27 protein-coding genes are annotated in these 24,751 nt (G+C 63.9%); 16 read left to right on the forward strand and 11 right to left on the reverse strand.

What is annotated here, in order from left to right; translation table 11 throughout:
• Nucleotides 1–74: 74 nt before the first annotated feature.
• The 3 genes from bla to ACSYDV_RS16805 are packed head-to-tail and all read right to left on the reverse strand — an operon-like array spanning nt 75 to nt 2,388.
• Nucleotides 75–968, reverse strand: a complete 894-nt coding sequence (bla, locus tag ACSYDV_RS16795) for a class A beta-lactamase (RefSeq protein ID WP_438324972.1) — start codon at nt 966–968, stop codon at nt 75–77.
• Nucleotides 968–1,303, reverse strand: coding sequence for a 2Fe-2S iron-sulfur cluster-binding protein (locus ACSYDV_RS16800; RefSeq protein WP_438324973.1), 336 nt, complete (start codon nt 1,301–1,303; stop codon nt 968–970). The genes bla and ACSYDV_RS16800 overlap by 1 nt, the downstream gene beginning before the upstream one ends.
• Nucleotides 1,303–2,388 carry a cysteine desulfurase family protein gene (locus ACSYDV_RS16805; protein ID WP_438324974.1) on the reverse strand — a complete coding sequence of 362 codons (1,086 nt, stop codon included), beginning with the start codon at nt 2,386–2,388 and terminating at the stop codon, nt 1,303–1,305. The genes ACSYDV_RS16800 and ACSYDV_RS16805 overlap by 1 nt, the downstream gene beginning before the upstream one ends.
• A gap of 139 nt (nt 2,389–2,527) precedes the next feature.
• Between ACSYDV_RS16805 and ACSYDV_RS16810 the strand changes: the two genes are divergently transcribed.
• Nucleotides 2,528–3,184: an alpha/beta hydrolase gene (locus ACSYDV_RS16810; protein ID WP_088470911.1), complete on the forward strand. Its 657-nt coding sequence runs from the start codon at nt 2,528–2,530 to the stop codon at nt 3,182–3,184.
• A 41-nt stretch (nt 3,185–3,225) separates the two neighbouring features.
• Here the strand turns inward: ACSYDV_RS16810 and ACSYDV_RS16815 are convergent, their stop codons facing one another.
• Entirely contained in the window at nt 3,226–3,390 is a 165-nt protein-coding gene (locus ACSYDV_RS16815; RefSeq protein ID WP_438324975.1) for a hypothetical protein, read from the reverse strand.
• A gap of 147 nt (nt 3,391–3,537) precedes the next feature.
• Between ACSYDV_RS16815 and rpiB the strand changes: the two genes are divergently transcribed.
• From rpiB to ACSYDV_RS16845, 6 genes are all read left to right on the forward strand, one after another.
• Nucleotides 3,538–3,990, forward strand: a complete 453-nt coding sequence (gene rpiB, locus ACSYDV_RS16820; RefSeq protein WP_438324976.1) for a ribose 5-phosphate isomerase B — start codon at nt 3,538–3,540, stop codon at nt 3,988–3,990.
• The gene (gene glyA / locus ACSYDV_RS16825; RefSeq protein WP_438324977.1) at nt 3,987–5,294 is read left to right on the forward strand and encodes a serine hydroxymethyltransferase; all 1,308 of its coding nucleotides are present in this window, start codon (nt 3,987–3,989) and stop codon (nt 5,292–5,294) included. The genes rpiB and glyA overlap by 4 nt, the downstream gene beginning before the upstream one ends.
• Before the next feature lie 5 nt (nt 5,295–5,299).
• Nucleotides 5,300–5,518, forward strand: a complete 219-nt coding sequence (locus ACSYDV_RS16830; protein ID WP_438324978.1) for a hypothetical protein — start codon at nt 5,300–5,302, stop codon at nt 5,516–5,518.
• Nucleotides 5,519–5,521: 3 nt separating this feature from the next.
• Nucleotides 5,522–5,983 (forward strand): transcriptional regulator NrdR, encoded by a 462-nt coding sequence (gene nrdR, locus ACSYDV_RS16835; RefSeq protein WP_438324979.1) that lies wholly within the window; start codon nt 5,522–5,524, stop codon nt 5,981–5,983.
• A 111-nt stretch (nt 5,984–6,094) separates the two neighbouring features.
• Nucleotides 6,095–6,325: a hypothetical protein gene (locus ACSYDV_RS16840; protein WP_438324980.1), complete on the forward strand. Its 231-nt coding sequence runs from the start codon at nt 6,095–6,097 to the stop codon at nt 6,323–6,325.
• A gap of 52 nt (nt 6,326–6,377) precedes the next feature.
• Complete coding sequence (locus ACSYDV_RS16845; protein WP_438324981.1) at nt 6,378–7,097, forward strand: RNA methyltransferase; 720 nt, start codon at nt 6,378–6,380, stop codon at nt 7,095–7,097.
• On the opposite strand, the gene ACSYDV_RS16850 is transcribed toward ACSYDV_RS16845, so the two are convergent.
• Nucleotides 7,094–7,420: a chorismate mutase gene (locus ACSYDV_RS16850; RefSeq protein WP_438324982.1), complete on the reverse strand. Its 327-nt coding sequence runs from the start codon at nt 7,418–7,420 to the stop codon at nt 7,094–7,096. The genes ACSYDV_RS16845 and ACSYDV_RS16850 overlap by 4 nt on opposite strands.
• Before the next feature lie 225 nt (nt 7,421–7,645).
• Between ACSYDV_RS16850 and rpsD the strand changes: the two genes are divergently transcribed.
• The 5 genes from rpsD (at nt 7,646) to ACSYDV_RS16875 (ending at nt 12,769) form a co-directional block, all read left to right on the forward strand.
• On the forward strand, nt 7,646–8,257 hold the full coding sequence (gene rpsD, locus ACSYDV_RS16855; RefSeq protein WP_088470919.1) for a 30S ribosomal protein S4: 612 nt from the start codon (nt 7,646–7,648) through the stop codon (nt 8,255–8,257).
• Nucleotides 8,258–8,464: 207 nt separating this feature from the next.
• Nucleotides 8,465–10,147, forward strand: a complete 1,683-nt coding sequence (locus tag ACSYDV_RS16860; protein ID WP_438324983.1) for a M28 family metallopeptidase — start codon at nt 8,465–8,467, stop codon at nt 10,145–10,147.
• A 113-nt stretch (nt 10,148–10,260) separates the two neighbouring features.
• On the forward strand, nt 10,261–11,244 hold the full coding sequence (locus ACSYDV_RS16865; protein ID WP_438324984.1) for an agmatine deiminase family protein: 984 nt from the start codon (nt 10,261–10,263) through the stop codon (nt 11,242–11,244).
• A gap of 7 nt (nt 11,245–11,251) precedes the next feature.
• A complete protein-coding gene (aguB, locus tag ACSYDV_RS16870; protein ID WP_438324985.1) occupies nt 11,252–12,103 on the forward strand; it encodes an N-carbamoylputrescine amidase in 852 nt (283 codons plus the stop codon).
• Between the two features lie 21 nt (nt 12,104–12,124).
• Nucleotides 12,125–12,769 (forward strand): FABP family protein, encoded by a 645-nt coding sequence (locus ACSYDV_RS16875; RefSeq protein WP_438324986.1) that lies wholly within the window; start codon nt 12,125–12,127, stop codon nt 12,767–12,769.
• A gap of 58 nt (nt 12,770–12,827) precedes the next feature.
• On the opposite strand, the gene ACSYDV_RS16880 is transcribed toward ACSYDV_RS16875, so the two are convergent.
• Entirely contained in the window at nt 12,828–13,445 is a 618-nt protein-coding gene (locus ACSYDV_RS16880) for a PilZ domain-containing protein (RefSeq protein WP_438324987.1), read from the reverse strand.
• A 386-nt stretch (nt 13,446–13,831) separates the two neighbouring features.
• Here ACSYDV_RS16880 and hutC (ACSYDV_RS16885) point away from each other — a divergent pair, with 386 nt between their 5' ends.
• A complete protein-coding gene (gene hutC / locus ACSYDV_RS16885) occupies nt 13,832–14,608 on the forward strand; it encodes a histidine utilization transcriptional repressor HutC (protein WP_438324988.1) in 777 nt (258 codons plus the stop codon).
• Nucleotides 14,609–14,615: 7 nt separating this feature from the next.
• Here hutC (ACSYDV_RS16885) and ACSYDV_RS16890 read toward each other — a convergent pair whose 3' ends face one another.
• The 5 genes from ACSYDV_RS16890 to ACSYDV_RS16910 all read right to left on the reverse strand — a co-directional run bounded on the left by ACSYDV_RS16890 (nt 14,616) and on the right by ACSYDV_RS16910 (nt 21,118).
• The gene (locus tag ACSYDV_RS16890) at nt 14,616–15,350 is read right to left on the reverse strand and encodes a PepSY domain-containing protein (RefSeq protein WP_438324989.1); all 735 of its coding nucleotides are present in this window, start codon (nt 15,348–15,350) and stop codon (nt 14,616–14,618) included.
• Entirely contained in the window at nt 15,347–16,051 is a 705-nt protein-coding gene (locus ACSYDV_RS16895; protein ID WP_438324990.1) for a PepSY domain-containing protein, read from the reverse strand. The genes ACSYDV_RS16890 and ACSYDV_RS16895 overlap by 4 nt, the downstream gene beginning before the upstream one ends.
• A 10-nt stretch (nt 16,052–16,061) precedes the next feature.
• Nucleotides 16,062–18,764, reverse strand: coding sequence for a TonB-dependent receptor (locus tag ACSYDV_RS16900; RefSeq protein ID WP_438324991.1), 2,703 nt, complete (start codon nt 18,762–18,764; stop codon nt 16,062–16,064).
• 255 nt (nt 18,765–19,019) lie between these two features.
• Nucleotides 19,020–19,742 carry a histidine utilization transcriptional repressor HutC gene (gene hutC / locus ACSYDV_RS16905; RefSeq protein WP_438324992.1) on the reverse strand — a complete coding sequence of 241 codons (723 nt, stop codon included), beginning with the start codon at nt 19,740–19,742 and terminating at the stop codon, nt 19,020–19,022.
• Complete coding sequence (locus ACSYDV_RS16910; protein WP_438324993.1) at nt 19,739–21,118, reverse strand: formimidoylglutamate deiminase; 1,380 nt, start codon at nt 21,116–21,118, stop codon at nt 19,739–19,741. The genes hutC (ACSYDV_RS16905) and ACSYDV_RS16910 overlap by 4 nt, the downstream gene beginning before the upstream one ends.
• Before the next feature lie 91 nt (nt 21,119–21,209).
• On the opposite strand from ACSYDV_RS16910, the gene hutI reads away from it, so the two are divergent.
• From hutI to hutG, 3 genes are read left to right on the forward strand one after another with little or no spacing between them, the layout of a single operon-like run.
• Nucleotides 21,210–22,409 carry an imidazolonepropionase gene (gene hutI / locus ACSYDV_RS16915; RefSeq protein ID WP_438324994.1) on the forward strand — a complete coding sequence of 400 codons (1,200 nt, stop codon included), beginning with the start codon at nt 21,210–21,212 and terminating at the stop codon, nt 22,407–22,409.
• Nucleotides 22,406–23,935: a histidine ammonia-lyase gene (gene hutH, locus ACSYDV_RS16920; RefSeq protein WP_438324995.1), complete on the forward strand. Its 1,530-nt coding sequence runs from the start codon at nt 22,406–22,408 to the stop codon at nt 23,933–23,935. Before hutI ends, hutH begins: the two co-directional genes overlap by 4 nt.
• On the forward strand, nt 23,932–24,738 hold the full coding sequence (hutG, locus tag ACSYDV_RS16925; RefSeq protein ID WP_438324996.1) for an N-formylglutamate deformylase: 807 nt from the start codon (nt 23,932–23,934) through the stop codon (nt 24,736–24,738). Before hutH ends, hutG begins: the two co-directional genes overlap by 4 nt.
• The last annotated feature ends 13 nt before the right edge of the window (nt 24,739–24,751 follow it).

Consider the following 24,751-nt stretch of genomic DNA (forward strand, 5'->3'; position numbering starts at 1 on the left):
TCCAGCCTTCCGCCTTGCGAGGCGCAGATGGCTGGAGATTGCCGCGTCGCCACGCTCCTCGCCATGGCGACGAGTCAGGGCAAATCCTTGGCCACCGCGCGCGCCACATCGGCAATCGCGGCGTTGGCGGCATCGCCCTTGACCACCGGCCGGTCGAGATAGACGGCGATCATATATTTTGCGCCGCCCGGCTCCTCGACGAAGGCGACGTCATTATAGGCGGTGCCGCACGTTCCGGTCTTGTCGCCGGCCAGCCAGCCCGTCGGCAGCCCGCCGCGAATGCGCGCGAGCCCCGTCTCGCTTTCGATCAGCCAGACGCGCAATTGCTGGCGATACTCGCCTGTCAGCCGATCACCATAGACATAGGCGGCGGCGCTTTTCGCCATAGCGGCGGGACTGGTCGTGTCGCGCGGGTCGCCCGGCGCATTTTCGTTGAGCTCGGGCTCGGTGCGATCGAGCCGCGTCACATTGTCGCCAGCGAGGTGGAGCGCGGCAGTGAAGGCCGCCGGGCCGCCCATCTGATTCAGAATCAGATTCGCCGCCGCATTGTCGCTGAGCACCACCGCATCTCGCGCGGCGGCGCCCAGCCGCTGCTCGCCCTTGCCGTCTGCGCCGAGCAGCTTTTCGGTCCCGGGCGAATGGGCAATCAGGTCGGCACGGGTGAAGGACAGCGGGGTGCGTAGCGAGACGCCATCGGCGGCGCGTTCGAGCACCTGCCCCGCCAGCAGCAGCTTGAAGGTCGAACACATGGCGAAACGCTCGTCGGCGCGGTGACCGAACAGCAGTGCGCCCTTGGCATCGGTCACAGCGACGCCCAGCCGGCCGCCGCTGCGCTTTTCGATATCGGCGACCTGTTTGAAAAGAATGACGCTATCGCCCGTCGGTTCGCGCTGACCGGTTTCGGGCGACGTCGCGCAGGCGGCGGTTGCCAGCAGTGTCGCGGCAGCGAACACCCTCTTCATCTTCATCAGCGCGGTCCCTGCATGTTGCGGCTCTCCGAAGGGATATGCACGGTCAGCCCGTCCAGTTCCGCCGTGAGCAATATCTGGCACGACAGCCGGCTCGTGCGGCGCACGCCGGCGGCAAGATCGAGCATGTCCTCCTCCATCTCGCTCGCTGGCGGCAGGCGATCGAAATCCTCTTTGGCGACGATAACATGGCAGGTCGAACAGGCCATCTGGCCCTCGCACGTTCCCTCGAGCGGCATCAGATGCGCCTGCGCGACGTCGAGCAGGATCGAGCCCAGCTCGGCCTCGACCTCGGTGCGGCCCTTGCCATCGGCGTGGACGAAGGTGACGCGCATCAATTCACTCCCTGCAATTGCGCGGCCTGTCTGATCGCGTTCAGCCCGTCGCGCAATGCGGCTTCCGATGTATAGCGCCCCCAGCCGAGGCGGATCGAGGCGCGGGCGTCGCTTTCGCTGACGTCCATCGCGCGTAGCACATGGCTGACCTTGCCAGACCCGCTGCCGCACGCGCTGCCCAGCGAGAAAGCGACGTTGCGCGCGTCGGACATCAGGCGCAGCCCGTTCACGCCCTCGCGCCGGACGTTGAGATTGCCGTGATAGCGCGAGTTCGCGGCGCCGTTGAGCGTCCATTCGGGGAGCATATCCATCGCGAGCGACCAGAGCCGTTCGACATGTCCAGCGTCGGCTTCGAAGCGTTCGGCCGCGAGTGCCGCCGCCGCGCCGAACCCGGCGCAGAGCGCGGGCGACACGGTGCCCGATCGCATCCCCTGTTCCTGCGCGCCGCCGAGCATGAAGGGCGGCAGGTCGACACCGTCCTTCACCCACAGCGCACCGATCCCCTTGGGGCCGTGAATCTTGTGTGCCGAGATCGCGATCAGGTCGGGCCCATCGGGAATTGCGACGCGGCCAAAGCCCTGTACCGCGTCGCAGAGCAGCAGGCTGTTTCTCGCATGCGCCGCGGCGGCGAAATCGGCGACAGGCTGGATCGTCCCGACCTCATTGTTCACGAGCATCACTGCGACAATGCCCTTTTCGGGAATCGACGCCTCGTCGGGTGGCAAAGCCACGCCCGCCGCATCGACCGGCAATATATGGGCATTCAGCCGTTCGAGGCACTGGAGCGAGGCCGCATGTTCGATACTAAGTCCCGCAACGCCGCCGGGCATCGCCTCGGCGCCGCGCAGCAAAGCCCAGTTGATCGCCTCGGTCGCGCCCGAGGTAAAATAGACCCGCCCGCCCCTGGGCAACAGCGCGGCGACCTGATCGCGCGCTACTTCGACCGCCGCCGCCGCCGCGCGGCCGGCCTTGTGGGTGCTCGACGGGTTGGCGAAGCTGTCGCCCTCGTCGCCCAGCCAGCGCAGGATTGCGTCGCGCGCCTCGGGAGCGAGCGGGGTCGTGGCCTGGTAATCGAGGTAAATCATCGGGAGAGACTGTCCTTATTGCGAGCGATTCGCAAAAGTTGCAACTTGTTATGCAATTTCTATATAGGCCGCGCCTTCGCTCCGCCACCCTGCCAAGCCCGGCGATTCGGCGGTCAGCCAAAAAACAAGAGGTGCTCCCATGCCCGACGTCATTTTCACCGGCCCCGAAGGCCGCCTCGAAGGCCGTTTTTCGCCGCCGCCGCGCCCGCGCGCTCCGCTCGCGATGATCCTTCACCCGCATCCGCAAGGCGGCGGCACGATGAACGATCGCATCACCCAGGCGATGTACAAGAGCTTTGTCGCGCGCGGATTTGCCGTGCTGCGCTTCAACTTTCGCGGCGTCGGCCGCAGCCAGGGCACGTTCGACAATGGCATTGGCGAGCTGAGCGATGCCGCGTCGGCGCTCGATTGGGTCCAGTCAATCCATCCCGAGGCACAGACGACGTGGATCGCGGGCTTCAGCTTTGGCGCGTGGATCGGCATGCAGCTTTTGATGCGCCGCCCCGAAATCCGCGGCTTCCTGTCGGTCGCGCCGCCGGCGAACATGTATGACTTCAGCTTCCTTGCCCCCTGCCCTTCGTCGGGAATCATCGTCGCGGGCGCGCAGGACGAAATCGTCCCGCCGAGCGCGGTGCAAAAGCTGGTCGACAAGCTGCGCACGCAAAAGGGCATCACGATCCATCACGACGAAATCCCGCGCGCGAACCATTTCTTCGAGCATGAACTGCCCCAGCTGATGAAGTCGCTCGACAATTATCTGGATATGCGGCTCGCACCGGATTCGCCGATCCGCTGAGCTTCCCCCTCCCCGTCGCGGCGCGATGGGGAGGATATTTTCTATGTCGTCGGCATGACCCAGATCGCGACATTGGCGAACATCACGAGCGCCGCGATAACCATCAGGATCGCGCGGCGGCGGTCGCCGTGGCGAAACACCATGACCGCGCCCGCGAAGAGCGCCAGCCCGGCCAACATCACCATCGATAGTAAAAGATCGCTCATGACCCCGCCTCTACGGCGGCCTGCGAAGCCGGTCAAACCGGCTTTGTGACAAAATCCGGTCAAAAGCGGCCGGGACTTATGGCCAAGTCGGGTCGCTTCGCCTAAAGGGCGCTCATCGATTCCCTTGACCCCAGCGGGAGCCGCGACATGCGCATCGCCATAGCCTCTGACCACGCCGCTTATGAGTTGAAAGCCGAGCTTGCCGACTGGCTGCGCGGCGCGGGTCATGAGGTCGCCGACCTCGGCCCCAATGGCCCCGAAAGCGTGGATTATCCTGACTTTGGCTATGCCCTTGCCGCCGCGATCGCAGACGGCAGCGCCGAACGAGGTGTCGCCCTTTGCGGTTCAGGGATCGGCATTTCGATTTCGGTAAACCGCAACCCCGCCGCCCGCTGTGCGCTTGTCGGCGAGCCCCTGTCGGCGAAGCTGTCACGCGAACATAATGACGCCAACGTCATCGCGATGGGCGCGCGCCTGACCGGCATCGACATGGCGAAAGCCTGCCTCACCGCCTTTCTGACCACCGACTTCGCCGGCGACCGCCACGCGCGCCGCGTCGATAAGCTTTCCAACCCTCCCCAAATGGAGATCAGCCGATGACCACAGATACACTGAACAAACCCATCAAATCGGCTGGCTATTTCACCGATGGGGTCGACAAGGTCGATCCCGCGGTCGCGGCAGCGATGAAGCATGAGCTGGAGCGCGAGCGCCACCAGATCGAACTGATCGCCAGCGAAAACATCGTCTCGAAAGCCGTACTCGAAGCGCAGGGTTCGGTCTTCACCAACAAATATGCCGAGGGCTATCCGGGCCGCCGCTATTATCAGGGCTGCGCGCCGTCGGACGAGGTCGAAACCCTGGCGATCGACCGCGCCAAGCAGCTGTTCGACTGCGGTTATGCCAACGTCCAGCCGCACTCGGGCGCGCAGGCCAATGGCGCTGTCATGCTCGCGCTGACCAAGCCGGGCGCGACGATCCTCGGGATGAGCCTCGACGCCGGTGGTCACCTGACCCACGGCGCAGCCCCCGCCATGTCGGGCAAATGGTTCAACGCCGTGCAATATGGCGTGCGCCCCGACGATCATCTGGTCGATTTCGACCAGGTCGAGGCACTGGCCAAGGAGCATCGCCCTGCCCTGATCATCGCGGGGGGCTCCGCCTATCCGCGCACGCTCGATTTCGCGCGCTTCCGTGCGATCGCCGATGATGTCGGCGCACTTTTCATGGTCGATATGGCGCATTTCGCAGGCCTCGTCGCCGGCGGCGTTCACGCATCGCCGATGGAACATGCCCATGTCGTCACCACGACGACGCACAAGACGCTGCGCGGTCCGCGCGGCGGCATGATCCTGACCAATGACGAAGCGATCGCCAAGCGCATCAATTCGGCGGTCTTCCCCGGCCTTCAGGGCGGCCCGCTGATGCACGTCATCGCCGCCAAGGCGGTCGCGTTCGGCGAAGCTTTGCGCCCCGAGTTCAAGGATTATGCCAAGGCCACCGTCGCCAATGCGCAGGCGCTGGCGGGCCGACTGAAGGCGCGCGGCGCCGACATCGTCGCCGGCGGCACCGATACGCACCTCGCGCTGGTCGATCTGCGTCCGCTGGGCGTCACCGGCCGCGATGCCGATGAAGCGCTCGAGCGCAGCGCGATCACCTGCAACAAGAACGGCATCCCCTTCGATCCGCTGCCCCCGATCAAGACCAGCGGCATCCGCGTCGGATCGCCCGCGGGCACGACGCGCGGCTTCGGCATCGCCGAATTCGAGGAAATCGGCGACATGGTCGCCGACGTTCTGGAGGCATTGCGCGACAAGGGCGAGCATGGCGACGCCGATGTCGAGGCGGACGTTCGCGGCCGCGTTCGCGCGCTGTGCGAACGCTTCCCCATCTATCAAGGCTGAGAAGGATGGCGCGCCCCAACCCCGAGGAGCCGACGCTGGTCGAACTGGCGATCGAAGAGGTCAAGGCCATGGGCAAGCAGGGGATGAACCATCCCTCGACGCGCCCGGTGCTGATCGGCGGCGGGGTCGGGGCGGCGATCGGGCTGATGCTCGATGCCGTCAGCTGGCCCTTCGGCCTGTTCGCCGGGGCCATCATCGCGCTTCTCATGCAGATCAAACGCTGACCGATGCGCTGTCCCTATTGCGGCCATGAAGACAGTCAGGTGAAGGACAGCCGTCCGACCGAGGATGGCGCAGCCATTCGCCGGCGGCGGCAGTGCGAGGATTGCGGTGCGCGCTTCACCACCTTTGAACGCATCCAGCTGCGCGAAGTCGGCGTGTCGAAGGCCGACGGTAGACGCGAGCCTTTCGATCGCGAAAAACTGATGCGCAGCGTCCAGATCGCCTGCCGCAAGCGGCCGATCGACGGCGCGCGCATCGAACGGCTGGTGTCGGGCATCCAGCGCCAGCTCGAAACCTCGGGCGAGAATGAGGTGAAGGCCGAACAGATCGGCGGCATGGTGATGGAGGCGCTCAAGGGCTTCGACAATGTCGCCTATATCCGCTTTGCCAGCGTCTATCGCGACTTCACCGAAGCCAAGGATTTCGAAGATTTTGCAAGTCAGGTCGGCGGCCTCGGCAAGGTCTAGCAAGACGGGACCGTAACTATCGAACCACATTGACTGCTTGAAATAGCTCGACAAACTTCATAGGAAAACGACAATTGAGTAATTTGACCTTTTCTTGTCACAAGGCCTCCTATGATCGTGTATTTCTTCGCGTTGCTGGCATCGGCCGCATCGCCCGATACAACAGCAGCCGCACCAAGTCCGGACGCGCCCGAAACCGCGCCGAAGGAAAAGCTGATCTGCACCAACAGGCCGGTACTGGGTTCGCGCCTCGCGACAGAGCGCGTGTGCCAGACCGAATCCCAGCGCAAGGCGGAAAGCGATATGCGCCGGGCACAGGACAGCCGCCGCAGCACACGCTGAGCGGCTTCGGCCTGCTGCAATCCTCCGCAACGATCAGCGACGGATACGCTTCATGCATCCGCCGCTGATCATCCTCGTTCGCCCGCAGCTCGGTGAGAATATCGGCAAGGCGGCGCGCGCGATGCTCAATTTCGGGCTGACCGAACTGCGCCTCGTCGCGCCGCGCGACGGCTGGCCGAACCCCGATGCGGGTCCGGCAGCATCGGGCGCAGACATTGTTCTGGCCAATGCGCAGGTTTTCGACAGCCTTGCTGATGCTGTCACCGATTGCACGCACATCTATGCGACCACCGTCCGCAAGCGCGGTGTGAGCAAACCGGTGTTGACCCCAGAGGAGGCAGCAAAGGCGGTTCATGCGTCGGCCGGGCGATCCGCCTTCGTCTTCGGCCCCGAACGATCCGGCCTCGAAACCGACGATGTCGCGGTTGCCCACAATATCATCACGGTGCCGATCAATCCCGAATTCGGGTCATTGAACCTTGCGCAGGCGGTGATCCTGCTCGCCTATGAATGGTCCAAGGGCCAGGCGCTGGCGAGCCCGCCGGACGTACCGCTCGCGCCGCCCGCGCCGCATGAGGAAATGGAAGAGCTGATCCAGCACTTCGTCCGCGACCTCGACGAAGCCGGCTATTTCTTTCCGGCCGACCGCCGCGCATCGACGCTGCGCACCTTGCGCACCACGCTCACCAAAACCGGCTGGTCGCACAATGATGTCCGGATGATGCATGGTATCGTCACGATGCTCGGGCGGAAACGCCGGGACCGCAGTTAATCGACGCGCGTGTTGTCCCAGCGATCGAGTTCATGCGCGATCGACTGTTCGACCAGCACGTCCCACACCGCACGCAACCGATTGGGATCGAGCCCGACGGCTTCGGCTTCGCGCGCGACATTGTCGATCACCTGCGCCTTGCGCGCTTCGTCGCGGACCGCCGTCCGGTCGGGCTTGATCCGCGCCGCAGCGTCCATATAGCCGAAACGGCGGACGAGCAGCGCGACCAGCGCGCGGTCAGTCTCATCGACCCCGGCGCGGACTTCGGTCATCGTCTGGCATTCTTCGGGTGATTTGGCTTCGGATGATTTGGCGGTCGTCATGCGCGCTGCCTTTAGCGGCTTTTTCGCCGCTGTCGAGTTATGCACCCGGCTGCGGTCGATATGGGGGGTCGCGATGCTTGACTTTCATCCCCTCGCCGTCTAACCGCGCGCCTTCGCAATGGACCCCGCACCCCGGTGAAGCGGCGGTCGCACATGACATCGTTCATGTGGTGCGACCCGGGAAACGCCGAAATCCTTCGGCACACAGCAAGTTGGAGACGACATATGTCGAAGCGCCATAGCGCCAAGTATAAACTCGACCGCCGGATGGGTGAAAACATCTGGGGTCGCCCGAAGAGCCCCGTCAACCGTCGCGAATATGGCCCCGGCCAGCACGGTCAGCGCCGCAAGAGCAAGGTGTCGGATTTCGGCATCCAGCTGCGCGCAAAGCAGAAGCTGAAGGGCTATTACGGCGACATCACCGAAAAGCAGTTCAAGAAGAACTATTTCGAAGCGTCGCGCATGAAGGGCGATACCGGCCAGAACCTGATCGGCCTCCTCGAACGCCGCCTCGACGCGGTTGTCTATCGCTCGAAGTTCACCCCGACGATCTTCTCGGCGCGTCAGCTCGTCAGCCACGGTCACGTCTATGTGAACGGCGTGAAGTGCAACATCGCGAGCCGTCTCGTGAAGCCGGGTGACGAAATCACCCTCGGCAAGAAGGCACAGGAAATGGCGCTGGTCGCCGAAGCCCAGAGCCTGCCCGAGCGCGACCTGCCCGAATATCTCGCCATCGACGGCACCAAGGCAACCTACGTCCGCGTCCCGACGCTCGACGAAGTTCCCTATCCGGTGAAGATGGAACCGAACCTGGTCGTCGAATTCTATTCGCGCTGATCCAGTTCGATATCGAACAGCAAAGGGGCGGTCCGGCAACGGGCCGCCCCTTTTCGTTTAGCTTTCGTTTAGCGCGGCAGGAAAGCCGAAATCCGGCGCAACATGTCGGTGCTTCGCCGCTTGTTGCGCGCCTTTACACCGCCTTCCTTGCATCTCACCCCCGCTGCTGGCACAACCCGGTCATTCCGAAATCAGCAAGGATGATCCATGTCCCGCTTGTCCACTCCGTTGGCGCTCGCTGCGCTTCTGTCCCTCGCCGCCTGTAACAGCAGCGGCGATGCATCGAAGACCGCAGCTGCCGCTTTGCCCGACGTTGCCCTTCCCGACCTGTCGCTCGCGACCTTGCAGTCGGTGACGAAGGAATTGTCGTCCGACGCCTTTGAAGGCCGCGCGCCGGGCACTGCGGGCGAAGAAAAGACCGTCGCCTATATCATCAAACAATATGAGGCAGCAGGGCTGAAACCCGGCAACAATGGCAGCTGGACTCAGGACGTGCCGCTGGTGGAGATCACCGCCAAAAATGCGACGCCGCTGAGCTTCACCGGGGGCAAGACGCCCGTGACCGCGCAATATGCCAAGGACTATGTGGCGTTCAGCTATCGCGTTCAGCCCAAGACCGAGGTCAAGGACAGCGACGTCGTCTTTGTAGGTTACGGCATTAACGCACCCGAGAAGGGCTGGAACGACTATGCCGGGCTGGACGTGAAGGGGAAGACCGTCGTCGTCCTCGTCAACGACCCCGATTGGCAAACCAAGGAAACCAAAGGCGAATTCAACGGGCGCGCGATGACCTATTACGGTCGCTGGTCGTATAAATATGAGGAAGCGGCGCGTCAGGGCGCCGCGGCCGTGCTGATCGTCCACGACACCGAACCCGCCGCCTATGGCTGGAACGTCGTCGAATCGAGCAACACCGGCACGCAGTATCTGGCCGAGAGCAAGAATGGCGGCGCCGACCAGACTCTCGCCAATGGCTGGATCCAGCTTCCCAAGGCAAAGGAGCTCTTCGCGAGCGCCGGGCAGGATTTCGACGCGCTGCGCGAAGCCGCAAAGAAAAAGGGCTTCAAGCCCGTCGCCTTGACCGGCGTGAAAGCGAACTTCGGCTTCGACAACCAGATTTCGAAAAAAATGTCGCGCAACGTCATCGGCGTGCTGCCGGGCGCTAAACGGCCTGACGAATATGTTCTCTACACCGGCCATTGGGACCATCTGGGTCGCTGCACGCCGGTCGCGGGCGACGATATTTGCAACGGCGCGGTCGACAATGCGAGCGGCATCGCCGGTCTCGTCACGCTCGCGCAGGCCTATCAGAAGGCCGGCGCGCCCGACCGCAGCGTCGTGTTCCTGGCGGTCACCGCCGAGGAATCGGGACTTCTCGGTTCGAAATATTACGCCGAAAATCCGGTCTTCCCGCTCGCGCAAACCGTTGGCGGCGTGAATATGGACGCGCTCAACGCAATCGGCCCGACGAAGGACATCGTCGTCGTCGGCCGCGGCAAGTCGGAACTCGACGCCTATGTCGCCAAGCTCGCCCAGATGGAAAAGCGGGTCATCAAGGACGAGCCCACCCCCGAAAAAGGCTTCTACTATCGTTCGGACCACTTCAGCTTTGCCAAGCTGGGCGTTCCGATGTTCAATTTCGGCAGCGGTGACGACCTGATCAACGGCGGGATCGAAGCGGGCAAAAAGGCAGCGGAAGATTATGAAAAGAACCGCTACCATGCGCCCGGCGACGAATATGACGCGATCACCAACTGGGATGGCATGATCGCCGACCTGCGGCTTTACTATGCGGCGGGGCGGATGCTTGCGATGACCGATGCGTGGCCGAACTGGGTCAAGGGCGACGAATTCCGCGCCGCCCGCGACAAGTCGCGCGCCGCGAAATAAACCGGAGCGCTTCGCCTTTCGGGGCAATCCAGAGGTGCGACGTCACCTCTGGATTGCTTCGCCGCTCGCAATGACGAAATTGAACAGCATATTGCCGTGACACTGGAACAAGCATGACACTGAGAATGCCCGCCGAATGGGCGCCCCACGACGCCGTATGGATCGGTTTTCCGCACATGGCGGAGGAATGGTCGGGCCAGATCGACGCCGCGCGGCGCGATGTCGCCGCCTTTGCCAATGCGGTCCATGACGGCGGACGCGGCGAAACAGTGCATCTGCTCGTCCGCGATCATGACAATGCCGATATCGCCGAGGCGCTCGTCGATGAGGGCGTGCAACTGTTCCTCGCCCCCTTCGGCGATATCTGGCTGCGCGACACCGGTCCAATCATCGTCGGTACCGGCACCCGGCGCGAGGCGTGCAACTTCGACTTCAACTGGTGGGGCAACAAGTTCGTGATGCCCGGCGACCGGGAGATTGGCGCTATTCTCGCTGCGCACGCGGACCTGCCGACCCGGCACCTCGACTGGGTGCTCGAAGGCGGCGGCATCGACGTCGATGGTACGGGACTATGCGTCACGACCGAAGAATGCCTGCTCAATACCAATCGCAACCCGGCGCTGACCCGCGAAGACATATCGGCCCGGCTCCACCAGTCGCTCGGCGTCGATCGGCTGCTGTGGCTCGGCAACGGGCTGATCGGCGACCATACCGACGGCCATGTCGACAATCTGGCGCGCTTTGTCGGCGAGGGCCGGCTGGCGATCCCGGTCGCGGCGGGCGACGATGATCCCAATGCCGAAATCTACGCCGACGCGCGGGCGCGCACCGCAGCCTTCGGCGGGGTCGAGATTATCGACCTGCCCTCGCCTGGCCGCGTGGAGATCGATGGTGAGCTGGCGGCGGCGAGCTATATGAATTTCTATATCGGCAACAGCGTCGTGGTCGTGCCGACCTATGGCGTCGCCAATGATCAAGCGGCAGTCGACGCGCTCGCGGCGCTCTTTCCCGATCGCCGCGCAGTTGGCGTGCCGGCCCGCGGTATCCTTGCCGGCGGGGGCAGCTTCCATTGCTCGAGCCAGCAGCTTCCGGCATAGCACCATCATGACCCGCAAGATTACCGTCGCCGCGTTGCAGCTTCCCCTGCCCGGCCCCGTCCAGCCGAATGTCGAGGCCGTCACCGCACTTGTCGAGGACGCCGCCGCGAAGGGCGCGCAGGTCATCCTGCCGCCCGAACTCTTCGAAGGCCCCTATTTCTGTCAGGTCGAAGAGGAAGAGTTGTTTGCCAATGCCCACCCGACCACCGATCATCCGAGCGTCGTCGCGATGCAGGCGCTGGCGGCGAAGCTGAAGGTCGCGATCCCCACGAGCTTTTTCGAGAAGGACGGGCCGCATTATTACAACACGCTCGCGATGATCGGCCCCGACGGGACGATCATGGGCACGTATCGCAAGAGCCACATTCCCGATGGCCCCGGTTACGAAGAGAAATATTATTTCCGTCCCGGCAACACCGGATTCAAGGTGTGGGATGCTTTCGGGACGCGGATCGGCGTCGGCGTCTGCTGGGACCAATGGTATCCCGAATGCGCGCGCGCGATGGCGTTGATGGGCGCCGAATTGCTCTTTTACCCCACCGCGATCGGCAGCGAGCCCTATGACGCGGACCTCGACACCAGCCGCATGTGGCGCCGCGCTATGCAGGGCCATGCGGTATCGAACTGCATGCCGGTGATCGCATCGAACCGCATCGGGACCGAGGGCGAAGCCAATTTCTATGGCCACAGCTTCATCAGCGATGAATGGGGTGATTTGACGCAGGAGTTTGGGGCCAGCGAAACCGGCGTGTTGATCGAGACGATCGACCTCAACCGCGCCGCGAAGCACCGCGCCGGCATGGGTTTCTTCCGCGACCGGCGGCCACAGCTTTACGGGCGGTTGGCCGAAGACATCTGAATGCAGCTGGGGGGCAGCGCCATGGAACTACCCGACGATATTTTCACCGAGCCCGAGGACGTCGATCCCGAAACGCTCGCCAATCTGGGCCCGCTGCGCCGCCTCGCCGGTATATGGGAGGGGAAGCGCGGGGTCGACATCAACCCCAAGGCCGATGGCCCCGAAACCCGCGAATATATTGAGCGGATCGAGATGCAGCCGATCGACCCGCAGGCGAATGGCCCGCAGCTATTTTATGGCCTGCGCTACCATGTCCATGTCAACACGCCCGACGAGGATATCACTTTCCACGATCAGGTCGGTTACTGGCTGTATGAACGCGCGACGGGGCTGATCCTTCAGACGCTGGCAATTCCGCGCGGGCAGGTCGCGATTGCGGCGGGACATGCGACGCCCGACGATCAGGCGCTCGTCGTGAGGGCCGAGCGCGGACAGACCGAATATGGCATTTGTTCGACAAGCTTCCTCGAACAGGCCTTTCGCACCGACAGCTATCAACTGGACGTCAGTTTTCACGACGATGGATCGTGGAGCTATGTTTCCGATACGATGTTGATGGTCAAAGGCCAGAGCGAGCCCTTTCTGCACCGCGACCGTAACCGGCTGGTGAAGATTGGGGAGCCCGACCTCAATCCCTGGGCAAAGATCGTTCGCGGCGCTGCATAGGGTTCGGGCAATCGCCACGCGGCGGAGCCGCGCTTCCCCAGTTAGAAATCACAATCTCTCAGCGCTGGAAGCGGCTGATGCTTTCGAGGTCGCCGCGCTCGAGCGGCTGGGTCAGCCATAGCCCGCCGCGGCCACCGCGCGACCACCGGACGATGGCCCTGCGACGAATATCCCCGGCAAGCACCAGTTCGAACTCCTTGCCGACCTCCCAATGTCCGTCATGGACGAAACCCGCACCGTTTTGCGACAGGTCAACCAGTTCGATCCCGCTTGCTCCTTCGTCGGTCACCGCCTGCGCCTGCGTCCGCACCGGCAAGCGCGGCTGACGATAGTCGCCGGCGCGCTGTTCGGCCGCCAATTGCTTGAGTACGCCTGCGACGTCGACTTCCTCGTCGAATGCGACGCCGCATCGTCCCTCTTCGGACCATACAACATGCCCGCGGATCACCACCGTATCGGACAGCGCAATCTCCAGACGCTCGCCCACCGCGATCGGTACATCGGCGGCGAGCATCATCCCGCGATCGGAAATATTGCGAACCCGCCACAAGCCGAAGTCGCCATCGCGTCTGACCTTCGCGATGCGCCACACGGTGCGGTATCGATCGGTACCGCGACGATCGATTGCGTCGCCGGCCTGTTCGTCCGCCGCACCCGACGGGCGTGGATTGTTCATCCCGTCCTCCTCATTTCGACAGCGCCCCCAAAGGAGCAGATAACATGGTCACTTGAACGGACGTTGGCATATAATTACATGAAAATACGAAATATTCGTCAATCTGGCAACCACATTAACTCCCGAGACTAATATAAGTTCAATATCGGATACCACTTTCGAACCCGGCTTCCTTTGCCGACGAATAATATACTCATTTTGCACAATTAACGGCTCTCCGGCGGAAACATTAAGCCTGAAAAGCAAGGATATTTCCGGCCCGAGGCGCGGGCGGCGATACGTCAACGAACGGCCGGCACGGGGGCGGCGGCAACGCCCATCCGCCGACCTCGATTTTTCGTCATCCGTCATTGGAATGTAACGACCCTCACCTGTATAGACGGGTCATGGATTCATTATCGCGCGCTCCCGCAAAAGGGACCGAAACGTCACACTCCGCCGGTACGAGCCCGGGCTCATCGCCGCCGCGCTATGCCGCCATCAAGCAGAGCATCTGCGATGCCGTCCGCGACGGACATCTGAAGCCGGGCGACCGCGTCCCATCCGAATCCGAGCTGGTGAAGCAGTTCGACGTGTCGCGGATGACCGCGAACCGGGCGCTGCGCGAGCTTCAGGCCGCCGGGGTGATTATACGCCGCGCCGGCAGCGGGTCGTTCATCGCCGAGCCGCGCCCGATCGGCCAGATGATCGAAATCCGCAACATTGCCGAAGAGGTCCGCGAACGCGGCCATGACTATCGCGCACGCGTCGTTCAGAATCAGGAAGTGCGGGCGAGTGCCGAGACAGCGTCGCTGCTGGAAGTGCCGGTGGGCACGAAATTATTTCATTCGATCATCGTCCACCACGAGGCGGAATTTCCGATTCAGCTCGAGGAACGCTTCGTCCTCGCCTCGATCGCGCCCGAATATGGCACGCGCGACTTTACGCAGATGACACCGAACGAATATCTGAGCCGTACCGCGCCACTCGAACGCGTCGAGCACCGGGTTTGCGCCGCCATGCCCGACGAGCATACGCACAGCCTGCTCGGCCTGTCCGACGGCGAACCCGTCCTGCGAATGACGCGGCGAACCTGGAGCCGCGGGCGGCTGGTGTCGCACGCCTGGCTGACGCACCCCGGCACCAGATTCGAACTATCGGCCGCTTTCTCGATCGACGACTGACGAAGCCTTAGTTCGGCAACGTCCGGACGACCGGCTTCTTGCGCCGTCGCAGCCAGCGGAAATCGGCGCGGGTGAAGCTTTTGAATAGCAGGTAGAAACCCGTCCCCGACAGCCACAATGTGCCAAAGGCGACGAAAATGATCAGCGGATGGTTGAAGCTCTTCCGCTCCACATAATCCATATTGTGGAGCATCCAGAAAAAGTCCCACGTCCGCCATGTATCGCCGCGCATCACGAGGAAGCGCGCGGTGTCGGCGGAGACATAAGCGCTGCTATTCTCTGCATCCGAAAAATCGATACGCCACATCCGGCCTTCATGGTCGCGTGTTTCGAGCGTCGATTTGGGCAGCAGGCTTGCCTGCCGGACCGGCGCCTCGTTCATCATCGACGCGACCTCGCGGGCGAGGCTCTCGTCGACGGCGATCGACGCGCCATCGGTCGCATCGACGAGACGGACGCCCTTTTCGGTCCGCACCTCATAGACCGCCCGTGTGCCGAGGTCGCGCAAGACGACCCCCAGCACGGCATCGCCCTGCGACAATGCGGCGACATCGAAATAGGCGCCCTCGGGCAAGGGATGCGAATGCCCCATGTCGTGGGCGTGCGCCGCGACCTTATCCTTGTCGAGCAGCGCCATCACCGAGCCGCTGAGCGTCCACAGGACGAACTGAAGGCCGAGGATCAGGCCGACCCATTTGTGGATGCGCCGGAAGAACAGCGGCGTCAGGCGGATCTTTTTCATGCCTTTTTCTTCTTTCGGCGCTTGAACGACCAGACCAGCAGCCACGCGCCGCTGATCGCCATGGCGAACGCACTCCAGGTCGCGACGCGGATCAGCGGATTGTTGACGTCGGTGCGCTCCTCATAATCCATGATGTGGAGCATCCACGCGATGTCGAAGACGCGCCACAGCGCGTGGCGGCGCGAGATGAGCTCGCCGGTCTTGGGCGACAGATAGAGCGTCGGACGGTTCCAGCCCTCAAACTCGACCTGCCAGAAGGGAGGCTTGCGCGACTGCATTTCCTGCGGCGCGGTGGTGAGCAGCCGCACCGACACGATCTTGCCGTCGCCGGTGTAAATGCGCTGCGCCAGCGTGCGGATCTGCGCCTCGGTCGGATCGGGCAACGCCAGCCCCGACGCCGCGTCGAACAGACGCGGACCGTCGGGGGTTTCGGCGCGCCATACCGGCTTGCCGAAATGGCGCTGCAAACGGACTTCCGACGCGCCGGGGGCGGCCGCCACAATCTGTGACGGTGACGCCAGCCCAGCGAGATCGAAGGGTTCGACCACCGGGCTGCGCACCAGATGGTCGCCATGGATGGTGTCGATATGGACCGTCACCATATAGACCCCGGTCAGCGTCCAGAGCAAAACCTGGACGCCGACCAGCAATGCCAGCCACTTGTGCGTTCGGCGAATGACCAGTGGCCAGCGGATCGTCATGCTCGGGGCCTTAGAAAGCGGTCCGGAAACCGACGTAGAAACGCCGGCCGAGCAGATCATAGGTCATCGTATCGGTGTTTCCATCAGTAAAGCTCTGGATATACGGAGCCTTGCGATCGAACAGATTGTCGACCCCCAGCTGGAACCGCGTCTTTTCATTCACTTCGAATCCAAGCTGGATATTGTGGTAGAAGACAGTCGGTGCACGATAGCCGATTTCGTCGGGTGCGGCGTTGAAGTCCGTCGCCTTGCCGATCCACTGGGTCGACCAGGTCGCACTGATCCCGTCCTTCTCGGCCGTGAGCACGCCATAGCCGCGCCACTTCGGATAACCGCCATTGCCGCCGCCGATATGACCGTCGAACCGGATCGGATCGCCGCCCTCGAACGGATAGATGGTATAGTCGTTGAGCCAGGTGACATTGGCGTCGAACGAAACCGAGACGTCACCGATCATGCGGCTGTAGACAAGCCCGAGATCGAGGCCGCTCATCTTTTCACGGCCGGTGTTGATCGGCTGCGCGGACAGGTAATTGACCTCGCCCGTCAGCTGACTGCGCGTGAAATCGTCGCAGAAGGGGTGCGACAGATTCTGGCTGGCGTAGCAGATCGAGAGCTTCGTCGACCCCGGGATCGCGCGGATCGCGTCCTTGATGTCGATGTTGAACCAGTCGGCCGTCAGCGACAGGCCGGGGACAATATTCTTCGGCTGGATCACCGTGCCGACCGTCCAGGTGGTCGAGCTTTCGGGCTTCAGATTCTCGTTGCCGCCGACCGTGGTCAGGATCGTATTGCCCAACTGGACATAGTTGGCGGGAACGCCCGACGCCTGACAGTTCGCGATCAGCGTCGCGTTGCCGCTCGCCGAATAGCGGCTGCACGGATCGGTGGTCGTCAGATTGCCTTCCGACACGCCGCCGTAAAGCTCCGGCACATTTGGGATGCGGAAGCCCGTCCCATAAGTGCCGCGCAGGCGGATATCGTCATTGATCCGCCAGTCGACGCCGACCTTGTAGTTCCAGTCGCTGCCGAACAGATCATAGTCCGAGAAGCGCACCGCGCCATCGATCGTCAGCGCCTTGAAGAAGGGTGTGTCGGCGAGCACGGGAACCGAAAGCTCGAGATAGGCTTCCTTGGCGCTGGTCGAACCCGAGATCGGATCCTGCTGGTTGGTGTTGGCGAGGCCGAGCACCGTCAGCGGATCGGGATCGCGCCAGCCCTTTTCCTTGCGGTACACCACGCCCGTCGCGAAGGAGACCGGCCCGGCGGGCAAGGTGAACAGGCTGCCCGTCAGGTCGGCCGTGACCGTTGCCAGTTCGTTGCCGCCATGATCGCGCGAGGTGAAGTTGATATAGTCGAGTACCGCCGGGGTGACATCGCCCGCGCCCAGATAATCGGCGCAGGGGATCGCGGCCCCCGCCGTCACGCTGCACTTGGTGCGATCGAGCGTGTTGGCGACATTGGCGAGGTTGGCGACATTGGTCGAACCATCGACCGCAGTGTTGCGGCCGAACGCGCCCGCGACTTCCCACGCCCAGTCGTTGGCGAGCTTGCCACGGAAGCCGACCGTACCCTGCCAGGTTTCGGTCTTCTGGAAAAATTCGCGCGGCCCGCCCTCGACGAGCATCCGGCGCACGAGCAGCAGATCCTGCCCCGTCGGGTTGGTCGGGTTGCTCGCCGAAATATTGATGTTGCGCAGCGTACCCGGGGTCGCCAGCTGGTCGCTCTTGCGGTGGGTGTAGAGGAACTCACCGAACAGCTGAACGCCGTCGGTGATCTGATAATCGCCGAAGACCGCGGTGCTGATGCGTTCGATCGGGCTCACCGCGTTCAGATAGCGCTGGACGTTGTTGTTGTGCTTCGCGCCAACATACGGCTCGAAGAAGTCGCCATCGCCGCCGGGAGTCTGGTTGAAATTGATCTGCTGGCCATTGGGCAGCACCGCGCGGCCGCCGATCGTCGAGGTGCTGTTGACGCACGACAGCGAACCCGGCGTGACTTCCGCCAGCGAGCAAGGCGCGCGGCTCGCCAGATTGACCGCATTGGTCTTCTGATAGGTCACGGCCGCCATGATGCCGCCGCGATCGTTGCGGGCGCCCCAGATCAGGTCGGCGGTGAAATCTCCGCCGTCGCCGCGATCGGTGATGCCATAACGTGCGCTGACGCCCAGGCCTTCATAATCGTTGCGGGTGACGAGGTTGACCACGCCCGCCATCGCATCGGCGCCATAGATGGCCGAAGCACCGTCCTTGAGGACGTCGGTTCGTGCAAGCGCCACAACGGGGATCATGTTGAGATCGGGCGACGAGTTCGCACCGGTACCGCCCGCGACGAGGCGACGGTTGTTGAGCAGCACGAGCGTGCGCTTGATGCCGAGGCCGCGAAGATTGACCTGCGCGGTGCCATAGCCGTTGTTGGTCCAATAGGCCGAGCTCTGGTTGCCCGCGAAGCCCGCATTGGCGGGAAGGCGCTGGAGAACCTGCTCAATATTGACGAGGCCGGTGTTCTCGATCTGCTCGGCCGAGACGACCGTGGCCGGGCCGACGCCCGCGAGATCCGTGCGCCGGATGCGCGATCCGGTCACGACGATATCGCTCGCCGGGCTGGCTTCCTCCGCGGCGGACTGCGACGTCCCCTCCGTTTGCGCAGCGGCGGGAACGGAGATGCTGGTGATGGCCGCGACCCCCGCAAGCAAAGATGTTCTGATTTTCATGGCGTAACCCCCTGTTGGTTGCGTTGTTGTCCCCAAAAAGCATCAAATGTATATACAGGTCAACAGAAAAATCCGTTGATTATCAGTATCTTAATGTCGTATTCGGGGAACATAACTGGCACTTAGAATACGCAGCATCGGGGGCCACCCCTCATCCTCAGATGATTTTTTTCATGCGGCATCGGCCGCGCCGAATGGCGCGGCATTGCGCCCCATTCACGCAGCCGGCAATTTTCTTTTCAAAAGCCAAAGGCTTCAGGCGTCGGACGGCCTCCGGGCCGAACCGAAACGCGCGATCAGATCATAAGCCGATCCGACGAAATGCTGTCGTACCAGCGTAATCCCCTCGTCACCGCGCCAGGTCCGCCGTTCGACGAACAGGCACGCCGTGCCAACCGAAACATGAAGCCGCGCCGCCACATTGCGGTCTGCAGGAGCCGCCGCGATTCGCGTTTCGGCTTCGGTCCACGGCACATGCTTGAGCAGCCAAGCCCCCGGCGACGCGCCCTGGAATGCCGAGGCCGCAATGTCAGGCACCGCCGACAGGCTGATCAGACGTGCCTCGACGGCGAGCGGCACATCGTCGGCGAAATGCACGCCCTCAAGCAGGATGAGTTCCCCCTCCCCGGCGAGTGCAGCCTCATCGGGATGTGCAGGATCGGGGGTGCGCACTTCACGGTTGAACAGCTCAAAGCGGTAACGCTGGCCGCGCTGAACGACCTCCTGCTCCAGATCGGGGATGTCGAGCACCATCGAATGAACGCGCGGACGCGCAACGAACGTACCGGCACGCTTGCGCCGGTCGATCAGCCCCGCCGCGACAAGAGCCGACAGCGCCTTGCTGACCGTCATCCGCGCGCAATCATAGTCGCGCATGAGTTCAAGCTCGGTCGGCAAGCGCGCTCCGGGAAGGAGTTCGCCCGACAAGATGCGCGCCTCGAAATCGGATCGGATCCGTTCGTGGAGCGGTTGCTTCACGCGGTCAGCCTTTCGAGCGTCGCGACATAGCGCGCCACGATGGCGGAGCGATCCCGGTGCCGCCCCTCGCTCACCAGCTGCTCGCCGCGGCGCCATACGCCGTCGATCGCGCTGCGCCCCGCCGCGAAGATATAGGCGTCGAGCAGTTCATCGCCCCGCTTTCCGGCGAGCGACGGATGGCCGAGGTCGAGGCTGACAATATCGGCGGGAAGACCGACCGCGATACCGCCCGTCATTCCCAGTGCCGCCGCGCCGCCATCGACCGATGCGGTGTAGATGTCGGCGCCGGTCGAGCGTCCCTCGCCGCCCGCGAGCATATTGCGACCCCGCCGCAGCAGCCGCTGTCCATATTCCAGCAGGCGCAACTCTTCGCTCGCATCGATCAGCACGTTCGAATCACTCCCCACGCCATAACGCCCGCCTGCCGCCAGAAAGGCTTCCGCAGGAAACAGCCCGTCGCCCAGATTGGCCTCGGTAATCGGGCAAAGCCCGGCAACCGCGCCGGTCGCGGCCAGCGCCGCCGTTTCCGCGGGCGTCATATGCGTCGCGTGGACGAGACACCAGCGATCATCGACTGCGGTGTGGTTCAACAGCCATTCGACCGGCCGCTGACCACTCCACGCGAGGCAATCATCGACCTCCTTCACCTGCTCGGCGATGTGGATATGGACGGGGCGGCTCGCGCCAATATCCGCGAGCGCATTCACCTGTTCGGGAGAGACGGCGCGCAGGCTGTGCGGCGCGACCCCGACAATGGCGTCGGGCAAGCCGCGCGCCGCCGCGCCGGCAGCGTCGACCAGTCGCGCATAACGCTCGATATCCATGATGAAGCGCATCTGCGCAGGTTGCGGCGCCTGCGCGCCAAACCCCGCGTAGGAATAGAGCACGGGCAGCAGCGTCAGGCCGATTCCGCTCGCTCCCGCCGCATCGACAATCGCGCGGCTCATTTCAGCGGGATCGGCATAAACCTGCCCGCCGCGATCATGATGGAGATAGTGAAACTCACCGACGCGGGTGAAGCCTCCTTCCAGCATCTCCAGATAGGCGAGCGACGCGATCGCGCGGACATCGTCGGGGGTCATGCGATCGAGGAAGCGGTACATGACCTCGCGCCATGTCCAGAAGCTGTCGCCCGACGGTCCGCGCCGCTCGGCGAGCCCCGCCATCCCACGCTGGAACGCATGGCTGTGCAGATTCGGCATGCCGGGAAGGCCGCAGCCATGCCGATCGTCACCGGGCAGCGCCGCCGCGTCGGCTTCGATGGCCGCAACGACGCCCGCGCGAACCGTCAGCCGGACATGTCGCGCCCAGCCGCCGCTCAGCAAAAGCCGGTCGAAGAAGAGGTTCCGATCGCCCGTTTTCTGCGCCGATGCCATAAATTTCCTCCCGATCTGAAATTATGTCTATACATTAATGAGTGATTGGTGCAATCTTTGGTCATCGCAAAATGATTGAGGGTCGATAGGCATGCGCTGCGACACGCTGTGGAAAGATGCAAGGCTCGCCACGATGGTCGGAAACGACCTCGGCGTGGTCGAGCACGGGCTGGTCGCTGCGGCCGACGGCGTCATCGTCTATGCCGGACCCGCAGAAGATGCCCCGGCTTTCGACGCCGCCGAAACGGTCGGCTGCGACGGCCGGTGGATCACGCCCGGGCTGATCGACTGCCACACCCACCTGATCCACGCCGGCGATCGCGCCCGCGAATTTGAAATGCGCCTCGACGGTGCCTCCTATGAAGAAATCGCCCGGGCGGGCGGCGGCATCGTATCGACGATGCGCGCGACGCGTGAGGCCAGCGAAGAGGAACTGGTCAGGGCCGCCCTGCCCCGCCTCGACGCGCTGATCGCCGAGGGCGTCACGACGGTCGAGGTCAAGTCGGGCTATGGCCTCGATACCGCCTGCGAGATCCGCATGCTGCGCGCGGCGCGGCGACTTGGAACCGAACGTCCGGTCCGGATCGCCACCACCTTCCTCGGCGCCCACGCACTGCCACCCGAATATGCGGGCTATGCCGACGGCTATATCGCGATGCTGGTTGATGAGATGCTTCCCGAAGTCGCACGGCTCGGCCTCGCCGATGCGGTCGATGCGTTTTGCGAAGGAATCGGCTTCACGCCTCAGCAGACCGAACGCGTGTTCGACGCGGCAAAGCGCGCGAACCTGCCGGTCAAGCTCCACGCCGAACAGCTGTCGAACCAGCATGGCGCGGCGCTCGCGGCGCGGCATGGCGCGCTGTCAGCCGACCATCTGGAACATCTCGACAATGAAGGGATCGCCGCGATGGCCGCGTCGGGAACGGTCGCAACGTTGCTCCCCGGTGCTTATTATTTCATGCGCGAGACGCATTTGCCGCCGATCGACGCGCTGCGCGGCGCGAGCGTACCGATCGCGATCGCGACCGACTGCAACCCCGGCACATCGCCGCTCACCTCGCTGCTGCTCGCAATGAACATGGGCGCGACGCTGTTCCACCTCACCGTCGCCGAATGCCTGACCGCAGTCACGCGCAACGCCGCGCGGGCGCTGGGCCTGTCCGATCAGATCGGGACGCTGGAAGCCGGCAAGCGCTGCGACCTCGCCATCTGGGACATCGAACGTCCCGCCGAACTTGTCTATCGCATGGGGTTCAATCCGCTCCATGCCCGTATCTGGAGTGGTCGATGACCGACATTTTGCTTATCCCCGGCGCCGCATCGCTTGCCGACTGGCGCGTCATTTATCGCGGCGCGATCCCCCGGCTCGATCCCGCATCGGCGGCGCGTATCGCCGAAAGCGCCGCTGCGGTCGGCCGCATCCTCGCGCGCGGCGAGCCGGTCTATGGCATCAACACCGGCTTTGGAAAGCTCGCCAGCGTTCGCATCGACGACGCCGACCTCGCGACGCTTCAGCGCAACATCGTGCTCAGCCATGCCGCAGGCGTCGGCGATCCGTCGCCGGTCCCGGTCATCCGGCTGATGATGGCGCTGAAACTCGCCAGCCTTGCGCAGGGCGCCTCGGGCGTCCGCCCCGAAACCGTCGCGCTGCTTGAGGCGATGCTCGTCCGCGGCCTGACCCCGGTGATCCCGGCGCAGGGCTCGGTCGGGGCCAGCGGCGACCTTGCGCCACTGTCGCACATGGCGGTCGCAATGATCGGCATGGGCGAGATCTTCATCGGCGATGAGCGCCTTCCCGCGGCCGAGGCGCTTGCGCGTGCAGGCCTCGCGCCGATCGAACTCGCCGCCAAGGAAGGGCTCGCGCTGCTGAACGGCACGCAATTTTCGACCGCCAATGCGCTCGCCGGGCTGTTCGAGGCCGAATTGCTGTTCCAGTCGGCGCTCGTAACCGGCGCGCTGTCGACCGAAGCCGCCAAGGGTTCGGACACGCCCTTCGATCCGCGTATCCACGACCTGCGCCGCCATCGCGGGCAGATCGAGGTTGCGGGCGCGCTGCGTAGCATGATGGCGGGGTCGCCGATCCGCGCCAGCCACCTTGAGAATGACACCCGCGTTCAGGACCCCTATTGCCTGCGCTGCCAGCCGCAGGTGATGGGCGCCGCGCTCGACATCTTGCGCCAGGCGGGCACGACGCTGGAGATCGAAGCGAACGGCGTTTCGGACAATCCGCTGATCTTCCCCGACACCGACGAAGCGTTGTCGGGCGGCAATTTTCACGCCGAGCCCGTCGCCTTCGCCGCCGATATGATCGCGCTTGCGATCTGCGAGATCGGGTCGATTTCCGAACGCCGCATCGCGATGCTCGTCGACCCCGCGCTGTCGGGCCTTCCCGCTTTTCTGACGCCCAAGCCCGGGCTCAATTCGGGCTTCATGATCCCGCAGGTCACCGCCGCGGCGCTGGTCAGCGAGAATAAGCAATGCGCCTATCCGGCGAGTGTCGATTCGATCCCAACCTCGGCCAATCAGGAAGATCATGTGTCGATGGCGGCGCATGGCGCGCGTCGCCTGCATGCGATGGCCGCCAACGGACATGCGGTGATCGCAATCGAATGGCTCGCGGCGGCGCAGGGCGTCGATTTCCATGCGCCGCTGCAATCGAGCCCAACGCTCGAACGCGCGCATCGCCTGCTCCGTGACGCCGTCCCGACGCTTGCCGACGACCGGCATTTCCACCCCGATATCGAGGCGGCGAACGCGCTCGTCCGGTCGGGCGCGCTGGCAGCGACCGCAGGCGACCTGCTCCCCGGCATCGCATGACCGACTGGCTCGACATCAGGCGCGGCGATGCGCCGTTGGTGGTGGCGTTTCCGCACACCGGAACCGACCTGGCCGATACCGGCAGCGCCTTTCGCTGCGAATGGATCGCGCGGCGCGACGCCGACTGGTGGGTCGACCGGCTCTATGGCTTTGCGGCCGACCTCGGTGCGACGACGATCCGCACCGACATTTCGCGGAGCGTCATCGACGTCAACCGCGATCCGTCGGGGGCCTCGCTCTATCCCGGACAGGCGACGACCGAGCTTTGCCCGACGACGACCTTCGACGGCGAACCGCTCTATCGCGATGGCGGACCCGACGAGGCTGAAATCGCGCGGCGGCGGTCGCTGTGGTTCACCCCCTATCATGCAGCGATCGAAGCCGAGATTGCACGGCTGCGTGCCCTCCACCCGCGCGTTATCGTCTATGACGCCCATTCGATCCGCAGCCATGTCCCGCGCCTGTTCGACGGCGAACTGCCGCAATTCAACATCGGCACCAATGGCGGGCGGACCTGCGATCGGGCGCTGGCGTCGGCGGTCGAGGCCATTTGCGCGGCCAGCGGCCGCAGCCATGTTCTCGATGGCCGCTTCAAGGGCGGCTGGACCACGCGCCATTACGGCCGACCGGAAAGCGGCGTGCATGCGATCCAGATGGAACTCGCGATGCGCGGCTATCTCGACGAGCCCGACAACGTCAACGAAACCAACTGGCCCGCGCTGCTCGCTCCGGCGCGCGCCAATAATCTGACCCCGATTCTGAAAGACGTGCTGCAGGCGTGCATCGCCTTTGCCGCCGCCTGATCCACCAGGAAGG

Origin of the sequence: Sphingopyxis selenitireducens (assembly GCF_051550705.1) — a bacterium.
Taxonomy (GTDB): Bacteria; Pseudomonadota; Alphaproteobacteria; order Sphingomonadales; family Sphingomonadaceae; genus Sphingopyxis.

Excerpts from the sequence above, each read along its gene's own strand:
- ACSYDV_RS16840 (WP_438324980.1), top strand. The coding sequence starts at position 6,095 with ATGATCGTGTATTTCTTCGCGTTGCTGGCATCGGCCGCATCGCCCGAT.
- hutG (WP_438324996.1), top strand. The coding sequence starts at position 23,932 with ATGACCGACTGGCTCGACATCAGGCGCGGCGATGCGCCGTTGGTGGTG.
- ACSYDV_RS16865 (WP_438324984.1), top strand. The coding sequence starts at position 10,261 with ATGACACTGAGAATGCCCGCCGAATGGGCGCCCCACGACGCCGTATGG.
- ACSYDV_RS16845 (WP_438324981.1), top strand. The coding sequence starts at position 6,378 with ATGCATCCGCCGCTGATCATCCTCGTTCGCCCGCAGCTCGGTGAGAAT.
- ACSYDV_RS16880 (WP_438324987.1), bottom strand. The coding sequence starts at position 13,445 with ATGAACAATCCACGCCCGTCGGGTGCGGCGGACGAACAGGCCGGCGAC.
- ACSYDV_RS16800 (WP_438324973.1), bottom strand. The coding sequence starts at position 1,303 with ATGCGCGTCACCTTCGTCCACGCCGATGGCAAGGGCCGCACCGAGGTC.
- bla (WP_438324972.1), bottom strand. The coding sequence starts at position 968 with ATGAAGATGAAGAGGGTGTTCGCTGCCGCGACACTGCTGGCAACCGCC.
- ACSYDV_RS16860 (WP_438324983.1), top strand. The coding sequence starts at position 8,465 with ATGTCCCGCTTGTCCACTCCGTTGGCGCTCGCTGCGCTTCTGTCCCTC.
- ACSYDV_RS16850 (WP_438324982.1), bottom strand. The coding sequence starts at position 7,420 with ATGACGACCGCCAAATCATCCGAAGCCAAATCACCCGAAGAATGCCAG.
- ACSYDV_RS16830 (WP_438324978.1), top strand. The coding sequence starts at position 5,300 with ATGGCGCGCCCCAACCCCGAGGAGCCGACGCTGGTCGAACTGGCGATC.
- ACSYDV_RS16805 (WP_438324974.1), bottom strand. The coding sequence starts at position 2,388 with ATGATTTACCTCGATTACCAGGCCACGACCCCGCTCGCTCCCGAGGCG.
- ACSYDV_RS16890 (WP_438324989.1), bottom strand. The coding sequence starts at position 15,350 with ATGAAAAAGATCCGCCTGACGCCGCTGTTCTTCCGGCGCATCCACAAA.
- rpiB (WP_438324976.1), top strand. The coding sequence starts at position 3,538 with ATGCGCATCGCCATAGCCTCTGACCACGCCGCTTATGAGTTGAAAGCC.
- ACSYDV_RS16900 (WP_438324991.1), bottom strand. The coding sequence starts at position 18,764 with ATGAAAATCAGAACATCTTTGCTTGCGGGGGTCGCGGCCATCACCAGC.
- ACSYDV_RS16910 (WP_438324993.1), bottom strand. The coding sequence starts at position 21,118 with ATGGCATCGGCGCAGAAAACGGGCGATCGGAACCTCTTCTTCGACCGG.
- ACSYDV_RS16895 (WP_438324990.1), bottom strand. The coding sequence starts at position 16,051 with ATGACGATCCGCTGGCCACTGGTCATTCGCCGAACGCACAAGTGGCTG.
- hutH (WP_438324995.1), top strand. The coding sequence starts at position 22,406 with ATGACCGACATTTTGCTTATCCCCGGCGCCGCATCGCTTGCCGACTGG.
- ACSYDV_RS16875 (WP_438324986.1), top strand. The coding sequence starts at position 12,125 with ATGGAACTACCCGACGATATTTTCACCGAGCCCGAGGACGTCGATCCC.
- rpsD (WP_088470919.1), top strand. The coding sequence starts at position 7,646 with ATGTCGAAGCGCCATAGCGCCAAGTATAAACTCGACCGCCGGATGGGT.
- nrdR (WP_438324979.1), top strand. The coding sequence starts at position 5,522 with ATGCGCTGTCCCTATTGCGGCCATGAAGACAGTCAGGTGAAGGACAGC.
- ACSYDV_RS16815 (WP_438324975.1), bottom strand. The coding sequence starts at position 3,390 with ATGAGCGATCTTTTACTATCGATGGTGATGTTGGCCGGGCTGGCGCTC.
- glyA (WP_438324977.1), top strand. The coding sequence starts at position 3,987 with ATGACCACAGATACACTGAACAAACCCATCAAATCGGCTGGCTATTTC.
- hutI (WP_438324994.1), top strand. The coding sequence starts at position 21,210 with ATGCGCTGCGACACGCTGTGGAAAGATGCAAGGCTCGCCACGATGGTC.
- ACSYDV_RS16810 (WP_088470911.1), top strand. The coding sequence starts at position 2,528 with ATGCCCGACGTCATTTTCACCGGCCCCGAAGGCCGCCTCGAAGGCCGT.
- hutC (WP_438324988.1), top strand. The coding sequence starts at position 13,832 with ATGGATTCATTATCGCGCGCTCCCGCAAAAGGGACCGAAACGTCACAC.
- aguB (WP_438324985.1), top strand. The coding sequence starts at position 11,252 with ATGACCCGCAAGATTACCGTCGCCGCGTTGCAGCTTCCCCTGCCCGGC.